This is a genomic window from Gracilibacillus orientalis (assembly GCF_900114645.1).
Taxonomy (GTDB): Bacteria; Bacillota; Bacilli; order Bacillales; family Amphibacillaceae; genus Gracilibacillus; species Gracilibacillus orientalis.
The window spans coordinates 445,910-460,128 of the sequence record NZ_FOTR01000002.1; the positions used below are offsets into that span (position 1 = coordinate 445,910).

Genomic DNA, 14,219 nt, shown 5'->3' on the forward strand with positions numbered 1-14,219 from the left:
ATGTTAAGCGAAATACAGTCTGATCCTAGTCATTCGATATCATCGTATTATCATTGATAAATGATGAATTTCCAGGATCAGGCTGCTAAGTTATCTGTTAACTTCACTAATTATTCTGCTATGAGATCCGTTACTTCCTGCTCAATCATGGAGAAGACTTCTTCAGCAGCAGCATCTCCTGCCCAATACTTGTCTAGATTACGTACAACAATATCTTGAATTCCACGCGCATGAACAGTACGATCCACATATTTCACATAATTAGCAACTTCAGCGTACTCACTACGATATGGCATATCCTTAAATTCATCTGATTCTAAAACGGTATCTTTAGCCGGAATATGTCCAGCTCTAGCCCAATCAGCACCATTATCAGTAGCAAATTTCATAAATTCAACTGCACCTTTTTGTGCGTCTTCATCTGCATCATCATAATATGGCAGTACGAAAGTATGGGAGCTTGCCCATGCAGCATCTTGACCAAATATATTAGGGAAAGGCATTGGTGTAAAATCAAGGTCCTCCGTTGTTTCCCAAATCCCTGTTGCCCAAACTCCAGTAGTTATTAGAGCTGCATTTCCAGATTGAAAATCGCTGTAAAAGTCCGCTAAATCTAAAGGTATAGCTTCATGTGTATGGTATAAGTCATAAAGATACTTCGCTGCTTTAGTCGCTTTCTCATGATCTAAAGCGTATGTTGGATTTTCCATATCACCGGAAACTATGTTTTCCCCTCCCATCTGGTTATATAATGCCCACCAGATTCGGTATGGATCTTCACCTACACTTGAGAACGCAAAGGGCATTTTATCTTCTGGCAATGATTCTTTAAGAGAAGTTAAGAATTCAACAAATCCTTCTGGTGTTTTTTCAAAGTCGGGTGTACCGTCATCATTAAGAAGACCTGCTTCATCAACAAGGTTGTTGTTAATAAACATAATTTCTGGATGAGTATCAATTGGTACTGCATAATTATTTCCATCATAGACCGTGACATCTAAGACATTTTGGTTAAACTCATCCCAGTTAAGCCCTGCATCTTCAGCATAATCATTAATATTGGTTACAAGTCCTTGGGTAACTAATTCAGGTAATACATGACTGTGAGCTATTGCCAGATCTGGCCCTTTTCCCGATCCAACACTTGTCAGTAATTTTGTGTAATATTCTTCATATTCTTGCTGGACATTATTAACAAAATACTCTTCTTGACTGTCATTAAACTCAGTAACAATGTCATTCATGTATTCTGCATCTCCACCACTAAACAAATTCCACATAACCACTTCGGTTGCGCCTTCTGGAATTTCCACATCATTTCCTGCTGAATCAGAATTGCCGGAACATGCGGCCAATATCAACGCAACAAAAACCACACCAATAAAAACACTAAAACCCTTCCTCATATTGACTCCTCCTTTTATAAGATATCTCTAAGTTACAAATAAAATGTTTAATTACAGTTTTTCTGTAACTTTAGATATAGAATACGCTTTCATTTCATAAAAGTCAATACTAATTCAAATTATATAGTTAACTTTTATATATATCTTTTTTTGATCATATAGTTAATAAATACGGTTAATTGAATCAATTCATTATGCTAACTCTGCTTTTCACCTATGGTTACAACCTTTTTAAGCTAATTCTTTGAAACTATTACTATGTTCTATATAGATTGTTATTATGTTTATATACATATTTTTTGTATTAATTACATTTTTCGACCTTTTTAGGTAGTTTTCGTTGTTAGTTCACGGTAACAAGCAAATTCAATCCACAGGTCAATTCTTTCGTTAAAATTGGTTTAATTGTGATGAGAAGTTGGTTCAAGAAGTGGGATGGATCATACAAAGAATATCAAAAGCTATGTATCTGAAGACATAATTTATCAACTTAAAGAAAGTAATATATAATGAAAATTATAATAAGATTAATAGAAGGAAAGAGGTATAAAATGAGAAAACTCTCTCAAAAATTACTAGAAGTGTGGATTAAAATTCCACGTTCAGTGAGAATTTTTGTATTAAATATTATAACTATATTCTTTTTTCTTCATTTATTAATTGCAGGATTAAAATCACTATTCGAATTATCTATAGAGTTACCAGTTCTTTTAATTGCGATCATTGTTTCATTTCTGGTTATGATGATTATCAGTAAAAATAATTAACTAAACTTTCGCACCCTGAAATAAGCAGTTATGGCTTGATATCGTTGGGCAAGTCGCTATCTATTGTTGTAGTTGCCTTTTGATTATTTTTTGTTACTCTTTTTCAAGGAATCATCAAGAAGCCAAAATAATTATTGTAGAACCATAGCCCAATTGATGTCACTGATCACTTAAAGCATGCCGTCCAGTGTTCGTTGATCGTTACTACTTTGGCTTTGCAGATAGAGGATATTTATGCAGAATTAGGCATTGATTTAATTTTCGTTATTAGTTCACGGTTCCAATCAAATTCAATCTTAAAATAAAAAAACGTTAGAGTGTTGATATCTCAACACTCTAACGACTTATTATTCTATTCATTTCTCTTTAAAAATCATATAAGTTTACTCTTTTCAAATGGTTGATCAGAAATTTGAATGGACTCTGTCGGACAGTTTTCATATGCATCCTCTAGTTGCTCCCACAATTCGTCTGGTACTGACTTATTACCATTATTATTATCTAAAGTCACATATGCAATTCCTTCATCATCATAATCAAATATATCTGGAGCTTCTTCACCACATTGTCCACATGCGATACACGTTTCTCGATTTACTTTTGCAAACTTCACATTAATCCTCCTCCAATAATAGTAATCTCAATAACTGACTTATCATTCATCTAATTACCTCTTTTAATTTACTGTTACATTGCATGAAATGTAAATGATCCTATTGCTAAAAAGAAACTGGTAAAGATGAAAGACCTTGCGCAGCTAGCTTAAATTGCCATTTGACTTCCTTTCGTGGGATATTTAATTTTAAGTTTGGCATACGCTTTAACAATGTGGTAAACGCGATATCTCCTTCTATTCGAGCAAGAGGTGCTCCTAAACACATATGAATACCTTGTCCAAATGCGACATGTCGTTTAATATCACGTGTTACATCCACGTCTTCTGAATTGATGAATACATTTTCATCTCGGTTTGCTGACTTCAACAGAGGAAAAAGTACGTCACCTTTATTAATTTGCTGTCCTCCTAGTTCCAAATCTTCCTTAGCATAACGTGGACCAGCTGTGGTAGAAGGACCATGAAAACGCAATAATTCTTCAACAGCTGATGGAATAATACTTTGGTCATTCTTAAGAATTTCCAACTGATCAGGATGATCTAGCAAAATCAAAGTACCGGTGGAAATCAGGTTGGAAGTTGTCTCATGTCCAGCAAAAATCAACAGCTGCACCATGGACAAAAGTTCTTTTTCAGTAAGCTTATCTCCCTCTTCCTCAATGGTGATCAATTCACTGATTAAATCATCACTAGGTTGCTGACGCTTTTTTTCAATAAGTTGTGTAAAATAATTACTAAAGGCTTCCAGACTTTCCGAAACTTCATTGTCGATTCTTCCTACACCAAGACCATTAGCGATAGCCTCTGACCACTCATAGATTTGTTCACGATCTGATTTAGGTACGCCTATCATATCTGAAATAACATTAATCGGTAATTTGTAGGCATAGTCCAAAACAATGTCCATTTCACCTTTATCTTGCACCTGATCAAGTAAATCATCTGCTATCTCTTGGACACGAGGACGTAAACTCTCCATATATCTCGGTGTAAACGCTTTGGATACTAACCTGCGTAACCGTCGATGATCAGGTTCATCAAGTGCATTTAAAGAACTAGCAAGAAATAAATTTGAACTATCTTCTTCAGAGCTATTAGTTAAAAATTGTTTGGTATCACTGTTCTTATTAATAGTAGTAGGATCAACACAAAAATTTGTTTGATCTTTAAGAACTTTTTTTACATCTTCCATATGTGTGACAATCCATGTTTGGTTGTCAGAATCCCCCATTGGCATTGGGATGGGTCTAACGGATCCCTTTTCCCTTAGGTCTGCAAATACTAAGAAAGGATCTTTTTCAGTTCTACCTCCTAAGACATTTAAAACTTCTTGCTCTGGCGTTATTTGCCCTGATTGATTCATAGAAAAAACTTCCTCCCTTTTATTAGAATCCTAGATTTTTAGCCTTTACTTATAAACTTTCATTGGTAAAGAAGTTAAAGACTGTCCCGGAGCAGAAGCAATTAAATTCCGTTCTAAATCAAATCCTTCAACTGGTTCGATATGTGAAAATTTTTGTAAAAATACTTCAAGAGCAGTTTTTATTTCCAATCGTGCTAATGGAGCGCCTAAACAGAAATGAGGACCACTACCGAATGTTAAATGCCTTTTACTGTTTGCACGATGAATGTCAATCGAGAAAGGATCGTCAAACTTATTTTCATCCATATTACTTGCACTCATCCAGGCAATGACGACATCTCCTTTTTTCAAATCAACACCTAATAAATTATTATCTTGCTTAACCGTACGATCTCTTTTTGAAATATGAAAACGATAACGTAGAAATTCTTCAACTGCATTCGGTACCAAATCCAAATTATTACGAAGTTCACCATATAAGGAGTCATCATCATAGAGCAATGAGTAAAATGCATTCGCTAGTGCATGACTAGTTGTTTCAACTCCTGCACCTAAAAGCAGCATGGTCATTTGTACAATTTGTTCATCTGTAAACCGTTCTCCGTCTACTTCTACTTGGATTAAGTCAGAAATAATATCATCAGAAAGATTGGATCGTTTTTGAACAACAATTGGATAGAGATATTCGAAATATTCTTTTGCAGCTTTTTGTTTTTCTAACTCAATGTCATCCAACCTTGTTTTATCGTAAGGTTGAAAAAGAGTATCTACCCATGCCTTGAACTGATATCTGTCTTGAATAGGAACACCAAATAAATCTGCGATGACTAAACTAGGTAAAGAAGCAGCCATTTTATCCACGATATCAATAATCGAGTTGTCTTCTATCTGTTCCACAAGTTCAGTTGCTATCTTTTGAATACGAGGTTCCCAGTTCTTCAAACTACGGGGAGTGAAGGCTGCTGCTAACAGAGAGCGACCCTTTCGATGTTGAGGCGGATCCATAAGTGTAAAGTGAGTGTGAGGATTTTTTTCTCCATCATTATTAGCTCCTACAAAAATTCCTGATCTATGCCCTTCACTTGAAAAGAACTCATAGTTGCTTAACACCTGTTTGACATGTTCATGTGTAAAAACATTCCAAGTGTTTGTTTTCTCATGATAATAGACAGGATGATGTTCAAGCATTTCCTTGTACCATTCAGCAGGAAAAAATTCTTCTGAACGTGATTGAAAATTGGGAATTTCGTTGACAGGAATTATTTCTTTCGGCATCGCTTTCATTCATATTCCTCCTTAATTGTTATTGAAGATCGAAACATTAACTTTACATCTCTACTCTTTTTATATTACTCTAATCAGAGTATTACAAAAAGAGTAGAAAGTTGTGTTTTCGTTCAAATTATAATAGTTCAGACTTCCTAACACGAAATAGAAATTATAATGGTAAGTTAAAATGGAGCGCGATGTAAGAGGACTAAAAGAGTAGGGTGTTTTCAGTGCGCCGATGAATTTAGTTTACATAAATGATTAAACGGCCTATCCCAAAGTATGGTAAACGACCGTTTGCAATTCCAAGTATATTTAATTATCAACACTCTTTAAAAAAGTTAAAAGTTTTTCCATCCAATAAATATTATGTTCTATTTGGCTAAATGCATGTTCACTAATAAACTCTACTGCCTTAAGTTGTTCATCATCTAGTGATTGAATTTGCTTTAAAATCTCTTTGTTTTCTTTCTTCTTTTTATACTCTGTTAGACGTTGCTTTTCTTGTTTAATAGTATCTTCCAGTATAAAGGCCATCTTCGTTGAATCAATATACTTCAAGAGAAAAATGGAAATATATATATCTTCAAATCTTGAAACATTTTTAAAACTATCGTAAATCTCTTGTTCAAGAAAATCTCTTCCATCTTGAGTGATTCTGTACAATGTTTTGTTCGGGCGATTTTCTATTTGGATGATTTCAACAGGTTCAATAAACCCTTTTTTCTTCAAGGAATCAAAATTATAGTAAAATTTACCTTCACTCAATTTTTCTAGAGGTATTGTATTTAGTAATATTTTCTTTAAACTATATGGATGATTTTCTTTGTCAGCAAGGCTTCCTAATATAAATAATGGAATAGACAAAAGGATTCTCCTTTCTATAATTCGGGCTAAACCTCATTAGCATATCATATTATTCCTTTTGTCAAAACTTAATGCTGATTTGTACTAACTCCACGTGTCTTTCCCAATATGAGATTTCCTCCCTTTTCAAATTACATGAACTTCCATTCTTTTGATTATGTGTTGTGCTTTTATTTTCTATGTCTTACTGGCGACTTTTTGATTTTACTGGCAACTTTGGGGACTTTACTGGCAACTTTTTAATTTTACTGGCAACCTCGGGGACTTTACTGGCAACTTTGGCTATTTTACTGGCAACCTCGAGGACTCTACTGGCAACTTTGCCTATTTTACTGGCAACCTCGAGGACTCTACTGGCAACTTTGCCTGTTTTACTGGCAACCTCGAGGACTTTACTGGCAACTTTGCCTGTTTTACTGGCAACCTCGAGGACTTTACTGGCAACTTTGGCTATTTTACTGGCAACTCACTCACTTGATGAATGGTGATTACAAAAAAGCGTCATATCCGCATATAAAAATGTAGATATGACGCATAGTAGTTTCCGCTTCCTATTATTCCTCTTCATCTTCTTGTTCATTACCATTCTTATAATCATAATAAGCTTTTATTGCTCTTTTTCCAATCGAATGGTGGATTGGGTATTGTCCGTTCCCTGTACCATTTTTAGGAACTACAACCGCAAATGCTACCTCTGGCTTCTCAACTGGACTGTATCCGACAAGAGTAAGGTTATGTGTAGGTATATCATTGGATTGTGGATTCTGAGCAGTACCAGTCTTTCCTGCAACTTCATATGGAAAGTCACCCCACTCACCATTTGCAGTACCTTTAGGGTAATTAAAAACTCTCCAAAAGCCTTCTTGTACACGATCAATGTATTTGTCATCCATTTTTAATTTATTCAACACTTCCGGAGCAAACGATTCTATGACTTTACCTAGGTCATGATTTTCGTTTCCTGGTTCTCTAATTTCTTTTACTAGACGCGGCCGCATGCGGTATCCATCATTCGCAATCGTAGAGACATACTGTGCTAATTGCAACGTCGTGTATGTATCATATTGCCCAAAAGAAAGATCAAGATATACTCCACCGTCTTTCGGATCTCCAGTAACACCAGTCGCTTCATAAGGGAAGTCTATTCCTGTTTTAGCCCCAAGACCGAATTGACTGTAATAGTTTCTTAACGTATCGAACGAATCATAATTAAAATTGTATAAAATTTCATTATGTCGATACGTTGCACCACTGATCCTTAATGCAATCCTCATCATGTATGCGTTGGAAGACCTTTTAATAGCTTGAATGTCATTAAGGCTACTACCTAAGTTTGCATAGGAAGACTTTTCCTCTGACCCCTGAATCTTAATAGGCGATTCATCTAAATATGTTCCTATGTCAATGGCACCTTCTTGATATCCAGCTAATACTGTCGCACCTTTAATAGAGGAACCTGGTGCATGTGCATCATATATCGTTCGGTATGCATTATTCTTATATTCTTGATTTTCCCGATCATACCTGATGGCAGATAAGGTAATAATCTCACCTGTTTGAGGATTCATTAAAACTGCCAGCGCATCTTCTAAATAGCCATTATTGTTAACAGGATGATTAATTCCTTTTCTTAATTCATCTTCCACAATTTCGTCCATTTTTTCCTGTAATTCCATATTTACGGTTAAAATAAGATCTTTCCCTCTTTCACCTTCAACCACTACTTCAGAACTAATCACTTCTTGACTGGAATTCGTTTTATATTGAATTTTTTCTTTTCTTCCTCTTAGAACATGTTCATATTGTTGTTCTAAACCACTTGTACCAACACGGTCATTCCATGTATAGCCATTAGCTAAATAGAATTCACTATTTTCACGAGGAATCCCCTCTTCAGAAGATGTTATATTTCCAACAAAAGAACTAAGTGTATCTCCATACAACCGTTCACGTTCCCAGTCAATAAACGCATTAATGCCTGAAAGATCATGTAAATGCTCTGACACCTGTGCATATTCTTCATCAGTTAACCCTTCGTTTACTACGATATGTGGAGAAAGTTCATATGCTGCATCAAGCTCTTTCTTGATAGCTACAATATTAAGTAGATCTAATGTCCAATCAATTTCATTTAAATCGTCTTCAGTGATCGTATCCAATTCAGCCTGATATTTGTCACTACTGTCCAGATTTTTTTGTTTCTCTGTTAAGCGCTTTGCTACTTCTTCACGATTTTCTATATACCAATATTCTTTTTTATCTCGTTCCACTATTTCATCTTTTAAATCGTCCTCATCTTTTATAATAGTAATATATTGGGCTAGTTTTTCTGCTAATTTCATACGATCTTCTGCTGATTCGCCATTTTTAGTTGGTGTATATGTTATCGCTTTCCTCGGACTGTTATCTAAGATGATATTGTGATTTTTGTCATACATTTTACCTCTTGGTACTGCTTTTTCACTGGGTGTATTTTCTGTTTGATCTATTTCTTGTTGTGCTTCTTTCCCATTTAGAATTTGTACAACCCCTATCTGAACGATCAGCAAAGAAAATAAAAGAAAAATAAAGACAAATAATAGATTTAAACGAAGAGATAATTGAGTTATTTTCTTATTTCCCTTCTTTTTTAAACTAGATTGCTGATTCATTTGTCTCCCTCCTACAGTCACTATTTTCTCAATTGTAACATGATGAGTAAAATATTTTTCTAATTTTTACAAAAAATTGATATTTGTACTTTTCACCTACACTATAGGAGTTTTGTGCCTTACAATTCGTTTCTTTCGAGTGATATTATTCCTAATGGTTACCTCAAAGTAACCTCCGAATATAAAAGTGCGTTCTTCACAAATCGAGCTATGTTCGATACCATGAAAATAGAAACAACGAAAGGAGTAGATAGAATGTCAAAACGAATTGCAGTAATAGTTACCGACATGGTAGAGGAAATAGAACTAACAGATCCTGTTAAAGCTTATAAAGATGCTGGTCATACAGTTGACATTATTAGTGATGAGGCTGATAAAACAATTAAGGGTAAAAATGGAGATGAACTAAAAGCAGATAAAGGGATAGAAGATGCAAGTGCAAGCGACTATGATGCATTATTAGTTCCTGGAGGTTTCTCTCCTGATTTACTCCGTATTAACCCAAAAAATGGAGAATTCGCAAAAGAATTTATGGAAGCTGAAAAGCCTGTATTTGCAATCTGTCACGGCCCTCAATTTTTAGTGGAAACCGACTTATTAAAAGGCAAAGAACTTACCGGCTTTGTCTCTATCAAAAAAGACCTTGAAAATGCTGGAGCAATTGTAAAAGATGAAGAGGTTGTTGTGGATGGTAATCTTGTTACAAGTAGAACGCCAGATGACCTACCCGCTTTCAATCGCGAATCATTAAAATTACTTAAATAATCTGCTAGCTAGCGCAATAAGACGGTATCTGTTATGAACAGATACCGTCTATTCTTTATATCATCTAATTCCTAACTACCAATTAGCCCTTCTTCTTTCAATTGAGAAATTCGCTGTTTTCCCCAAGTGTACATCATTTCCACAATGGGGACTAAGGTTTGTCCAAGTTCTGTTACAGAGTACTCTACCTTTGGTGGCATTTCTGGGTAAACCTTTCGACTTACTATCCCATCATCCATTAATTCTTTTAATTGATTCGATATTGTCTTATGAGATACATTGTCGAACAAGCGCTCCAAATCACTGAATCGATGTGGCCCTTCTACACCAAGATGCCAAAGAATCACTACTTTGTACTTTCCACTGATGATGGACAACGTTAATTCTTTTTCACAGTAATAATCGTCATTCTCCAATTTCTTCTTTACACTTTCTCTTAACGTTTCACACATAAGTTCGCAACGTCCCCCTAACAGTCTGTATCTTAATATCTTTACTTTAAACAAGATATATTGTCAAGTAAAGCCATCTATCTAGTTCTTCAGCTTATAAATCTATCGTCTATCTAAGAGCCTCTCCCATTTTTTATCAGTGGCTAACTTAAACGCCCCTAGGGTTTGATCTACTTACTTTTGACTTGCGACAATATTCACAAAATTCCTTACAATCTTTTTATAGTCTATTAATTAGCGCTTCATATTCTCCATTTATAATAGAGTTATCAAATGTAAGGGAGTGGTAATTGTATGAAGCGTTTCTTTTCTATTTTCTTTATTATGAGTATTCTAACGACCAGTTTCGCAGTTCCAACATATGCGAATGAGAAAGATGACTCAATCACCAAGCAAGGGCAGCAACAGATGATTAATGTGGCCCACCGCGGAGCATCCGCACATGCACCGGAAAATACCATGGCAGCATTCCAAAAAGGTGTGGACATGAAGTCAGATTACATTGAAATTGATGTACAAATGACGAAAGATGGAGAATTAGTGGTTATTCACGACACCACAGTAGACCGCACAACCAACGGCACTGGTCCAGTTGGTGATTTAACACTAGAAGAAATCAGAAGGTTGGATGCCGGTAGCTGGTTTAGTGAAGAGTTTACTGGAGAAAAAATTCCCGCGTTTGAAGAAGTACTGGATGCCTTTCGTGGAAAAGTAGGCATTTTAATCGAACTAAAATCACCAGAGCTTTATCCTGGTATCGAAGAACAAGTTGCAGAAGCATTAAAGGAACGTAATATGAATCTACCTAATAACGAAAAGATTATTATCCAATCCTTTAATCACGACTCTATGAAACGATCCAAAGCGTTTTTACAAGCAATTCCTCATGGTGTATTAGCTGGTATGAGTTGGAGTGACGTGACTGATGAGCAATTAGCAGCTTTCGCAACGTATGCGGATTATTTCAATCCTAATCAGAACATTGTAACACCAGACTTAATCGATCGCGTTCATGCAGTAGATATGCAGATCATGCCATATACATCTAGATCACAAGAACAAGCTGATCGCCTGTTTCATTTAGGTGTAGATGGAATTATTACGGACTATCCAGAGCATGTGTATGATCATCCGGTAAAAAAAGGAGCATAAATCATGTTTAATTCTAAAAAAGCGATTCTTGCTAAATTAACTGGTTTTGTAGTCACTGTTGGATTTGCCGCGACACTGATTTCCATCTTTCCAACAGCATCCGTATATGCCAATGGAAAGGAACAGCCAAAATTGGAGTTTGGAGTTGTACCGGATGTACAGTATTGTGATTGTGAAGTAAATGGTACTCGCTATTATCGTAATTCTGTAACAAAGTTGATTGAAGCATCCCAAACATTAAATCAAGAGAATGTCGATTTTACTGTACAGCTTGGTGACCTTATTGACCGAGATGTAGAAAGTATCTCTACAATTCTACCTATTTTCAACATGATAGAAGGTCCGAAACATCATGTACTTGGTAACCACGATTTTGCTGTAAAGACGGACGAAGTGATTGATATTCTTGGAATGAAGAACCAATATTATGATTTTAAATACAAGAATTGGCGCTTCGTTGTCCTTGATACCAATGACCTAAGTTTCTACGCAAATTCAAAAGACTCTGAGAAATACGTAGAAGCTGAGGAAATGTATAATGATTTAGTAGAAAGTGGAGCCATCCAAGCACAAACATACAATGGTGGCATAAGTGTCGAACAGTTAACTTGGCTTCATGATGTATTAGATAAAGCAGCGAAACGAAATGAAAAAGTCGTTGTTTTTGGACATATGCCAGTCTATCCGGAAAATCCCCACAATGTCTGGAATGCAGAAGAAGTGAAAGAGGCATTGGAGGCTAATGACAATGTCGTTGCCTATTTTAACGGACATAACCATGCTGGCAACTATGGTGTACAAAATGGCACACACTATGTCAACCTTCAAGGTATGGTAGAAACCGAGGAAGACACTGCCTACTCTATCATTCGCATCTATAAAGATCGCTTAGAAATCGATGGGTATGGCCGCGAAGCAGATCGTGTTTTGGAAATTCAATAAATGTAAAGAGGTAAAGGGGTTAACCCCTTTACCTTATATAACATGAACTAAATGTAAAATCACAACTCTCTTTCTATTCCAGCAACTCCGAATCCTCCTGGCCCAGCATGAGTGGAAATCATCGCACCTGCTTGCATCCACTTGATATTTTTAAAACCATTTTCTTTAGCAATATCTGTCATCTTCTCCTTGATCTTTTCATCCAAACCAATCGAATATATTAGAAATAATTGTCCTTTATCAAGGTTATATTGATTGAAATACTCTTGTATAAGTTTTTCTGTAACGACGCTCATTTTGCCACGATATTTCTTGGTAGAAACAAGTTTTCCATCAATTAATTCAATGCAAGGCTTTATTTTTAACAATGCCCCTCCAAGGTAGGCAAGATTACTAACTCTTCCACCCGCTTTTAAAAATTCTAAACTGCCGGGAACAAAAGCTAATCTGGATTTTGGTACAATGTATTGGATTTTTTCTACTAGTATTTCCGGTTCAATCGTGGGTTCTTGTTCTAATAAGTCTATCGCATACATCACAATGGCTGCTAATCCTCCGGTAACATTTAACGCATCAATTAGAAAAATATCATCCATTTCTTCCGTCGCGATGATAGCATTTTGGAATGAAGACGATGCTTTAGACGTATATCCAATATGGACAATAACACAATCCGGATATTTTGTTTTGATCTCCTTAAAAAACTGCTCGTATTCATGGACATTAGTCGCAGTGGTGGAAGGTATTTTTTTCGTTTGCTCGTAAAAATCATAAATATCCTCTACAGGCAACGAACCATCTAAATAATCTTTTCCATCCATAATAATGTGCATTGGGACGACTTGAACTGTATATCGATCAGCGACATCTTGTGGTAAATCCGCTCCGCTTTCTGTCGTTAAAATAATTCTTCTCAATATTATGGCTCCTTTCCTGCCCCATATTCCCTTACATCTTTATTATCCCTATTTTAACTATACATTAATATTGTTATCATTTCACAAATTTATTTATTTTTCTGAGATGAGTTAAACAACTTTACAATTACAATAGAGATAATACCTCTAAGTCAAGTTCATTATATTTGGCTCGCTTTTCACAAAAAAGAAACTAGAGAAAACCTTTTCTAGTTTCAGATCATTTCCATATATAATCAGGCCTTCACGTAAAATCTCTACTACACATTCATTTCTTTACTATTTATTTTTCTCCTATCGGTGTTGGTATGCATATAAAGAAAGGCACTAAGTCCAAACAAAATACCTCCTAACAAGAAAAAAGGTTCAATAATATATAGTAACGGGGCAGGTTCTACTAGTTTCATGCTTTGTATAATGCCCACGCCACCACGCAAACCTAATACTACACACGCTATCCATGCTGCAGTTAGCAAGAACCAAGATGGAATTCTTTGTCCCCATGCTTGAACAAGTGCAAGGGCAATAAAAGCAGCAAGAAAACATAGGAAAATTGCAGCTAAATTAATCATAAATAACACTTCACTCATTGTTCTTCCATCAAATCCTAAAGTACCTCCTACAGCCCAGTAAATATGAAGTAAGCCAAATAGGATCGACCAAGCAAACGCTGCATAGCCAATAAAATACAACCATTGCTTTGATTTGTTTAATGGATGGCTATCATTATTCTTTTTGATTGTAATAACTCCTTTCATAAAATCTAATTTCCTTTCTTTTCCCCACCTTCTCACTTCAAAGGTGCAAATAAAAAAAGAATAAAACACAACTAACAATTAAGCTTTATTCTTCACTTTCTTCTGATGAATTTCTGTTTTTGGGTTTATATAATACCATAGCCATTAATATAATAATGATTATAAGCCCTGGTAAACCAGAAAATAAAATTTTTATTTCATCGTAATAAAACCAATGCAAAATACCTGTAATAACAACTAATATTACGCCAATTATGTTAATGAATTTACTAATTCTCACATTCATTTGATCTC

General features: G+C 35.4%; 15 protein-coding genes. 5 read left to right on the top strand and 10 right to left on the bottom strand.

Annotated features, from left to right (window positions below; genetic code table 11):
* Positions 1 to 110 precede the first annotated feature (110 nt).
* A complete protein-coding gene (locus BM121_RS05560) occupies positions 111 to 1,406 on the bottom strand; it encodes an extracellular solute-binding protein (protein WP_091482220.1) in 1,296 nt (431 codons plus the stop codon).
* 551 nt (positions 1,407 to 1,957) lie between these two features.
* On the opposite strand from BM121_RS05560, the gene BM121_RS05565 reads away from it, so the two are divergent.
* Positions 1,958 to 2,173 (top strand): hypothetical protein, encoded by a 216-nt coding sequence (locus tag BM121_RS05565; protein WP_091482222.1) that lies wholly within the window; start codon positions 1,958 to 1,960, stop codon positions 2,171 to 2,173.
* Positions 2,174 to 2,546: 373 nt separating this feature from the next.
* On the opposite strand, the gene BM121_RS05570 is transcribed toward BM121_RS05565, so the two are convergent.
* The 4 genes from BM121_RS05570 to BM121_RS05585 form a co-directional block, all read right to left on the bottom strand.
* The gene (locus BM121_RS05570) at positions 2,547 to 2,786 is read right to left on the bottom strand and encodes a ferredoxin (protein ID WP_091482225.1); all 240 of its coding nucleotides are present in this window, start codon (positions 2,784 to 2,786) and stop codon (positions 2,547 to 2,549) included.
* A gap of 106 nt (positions 2,787 to 2,892) precedes the next feature.
* Complete coding sequence (locus BM121_RS05575; RefSeq protein WP_091482227.1) at positions 2,893 to 4,152, bottom strand: cytochrome P450 family protein; 1,260 nt, start codon at positions 4,150 to 4,152, stop codon at positions 2,893 to 2,895.
* Positions 4,153 to 4,197: 45 nt separating this feature from the next.
* Positions 4,198 to 5,427: a cytochrome P450 gene (locus tag BM121_RS05580; RefSeq protein WP_091482416.1), complete on the bottom strand. Its 1,230-nt coding sequence runs from the start codon at positions 5,425 to 5,427 to the stop codon at positions 4,198 to 4,200.
* Between the two features lie 309 nt (positions 5,428 to 5,736).
* Positions 5,737 to 6,288, bottom strand: coding sequence for a PadR family transcriptional regulator (locus BM121_RS05585; RefSeq protein ID WP_175495332.1), 552 nt, complete (start codon positions 6,286 to 6,288; stop codon positions 5,737 to 5,739).
* A 179-nt stretch (positions 6,289 to 6,467) separates the two neighbouring features.
* Here BM121_RS05585 and BM121_RS21745 point away from each other — a divergent pair, with 179 nt between their 5' ends.
* Positions 6,468 to 6,776, top strand: coding sequence for a hypothetical protein (locus BM121_RS21745; RefSeq protein ID WP_139220250.1), 309 nt, complete (start codon positions 6,468 to 6,470; stop codon positions 6,774 to 6,776).
* A 66-nt stretch (positions 6,777 to 6,842) separates the two neighbouring features.
* Here BM121_RS21745 and BM121_RS05590 read toward each other — a convergent pair whose 3' ends face one another.
* Entirely contained in the window at positions 6,843 to 8,939 is a 2,097-nt protein-coding gene (locus BM121_RS05590; RefSeq protein ID WP_091482230.1) for a peptidoglycan D,D-transpeptidase FtsI family protein, read from the bottom strand.
* Between the two features lie 255 nt (positions 8,940 to 9,194).
* On the opposite strand from BM121_RS05590, the gene BM121_RS05595 reads away from it, so the two are divergent.
* Positions 9,195 to 9,704, top strand: coding sequence for a type 1 glutamine amidotransferase domain-containing protein (locus tag BM121_RS05595; RefSeq protein WP_091482232.1), 510 nt, complete (start codon positions 9,195 to 9,197; stop codon positions 9,702 to 9,704).
* 71 nt (positions 9,705 to 9,775) lie between these two features.
* On the opposite strand, the gene BM121_RS05600 is transcribed toward BM121_RS05595, so the two are convergent.
* Positions 9,776 to 10,156 carry a winged helix-turn-helix transcriptional regulator gene (locus BM121_RS05600; RefSeq protein ID WP_091482233.1) on the bottom strand — a complete coding sequence of 127 codons (381 nt, stop codon included), beginning with the start codon at positions 10,154 to 10,156 and terminating at the stop codon, positions 9,776 to 9,778.
* A 294-nt stretch (positions 10,157 to 10,450) separates the two neighbouring features.
* Here BM121_RS05600 and BM121_RS05605 point away from each other — a divergent pair, with 294 nt between their 5' ends.
* Both BM121_RS05605 and BM121_RS05610 read left to right on the top strand, forming a co-directional pair.
* Complete coding sequence (locus BM121_RS05605; RefSeq protein ID WP_091482235.1) at positions 10,451 to 11,308, top strand: glycerophosphodiester phosphodiesterase; 858 nt, start codon at positions 10,451 to 10,453, stop codon at positions 11,306 to 11,308.
* A gap of 3 nt (positions 11,309 to 11,311) precedes the next feature.
* Positions 11,312 to 12,250, top strand: coding sequence for a metallophosphoesterase (locus tag BM121_RS05610; RefSeq protein WP_091482237.1), 939 nt, complete (start codon positions 11,312 to 11,314; stop codon positions 12,248 to 12,250).
* A gap of 59 nt (positions 12,251 to 12,309) precedes the next feature.
* Here BM121_RS05610 and BM121_RS05615 read toward each other — a convergent pair whose 3' ends face one another.
* From BM121_RS05615 to BM121_RS05625, 3 genes are all read right to left on the bottom strand, one after another.
* On the bottom strand, positions 12,310 to 13,167 hold the full coding sequence (locus BM121_RS05615) for a DegV family protein (protein ID WP_091482239.1): 858 nt from the start codon (positions 13,165 to 13,167) through the stop codon (positions 12,310 to 12,312).
* Positions 13,168 to 13,427: 260 nt separating this feature from the next.
* Complete coding sequence (locus BM121_RS05620) at positions 13,428 to 13,925, bottom strand: DUF3995 domain-containing protein (RefSeq protein WP_091482241.1); 498 nt, start codon at positions 13,923 to 13,925, stop codon at positions 13,428 to 13,430.
* 85 nt (positions 13,926 to 14,010) lie between these two features.
* On the bottom strand, positions 14,011 to 14,211 hold the full coding sequence (locus tag BM121_RS05625) for a hypothetical protein (protein ID WP_091482244.1): 201 nt from the start codon (positions 14,209 to 14,211) through the stop codon (positions 14,011 to 14,013).
* Positions 14,212 to 14,219 lie beyond the last annotated feature (8 nt).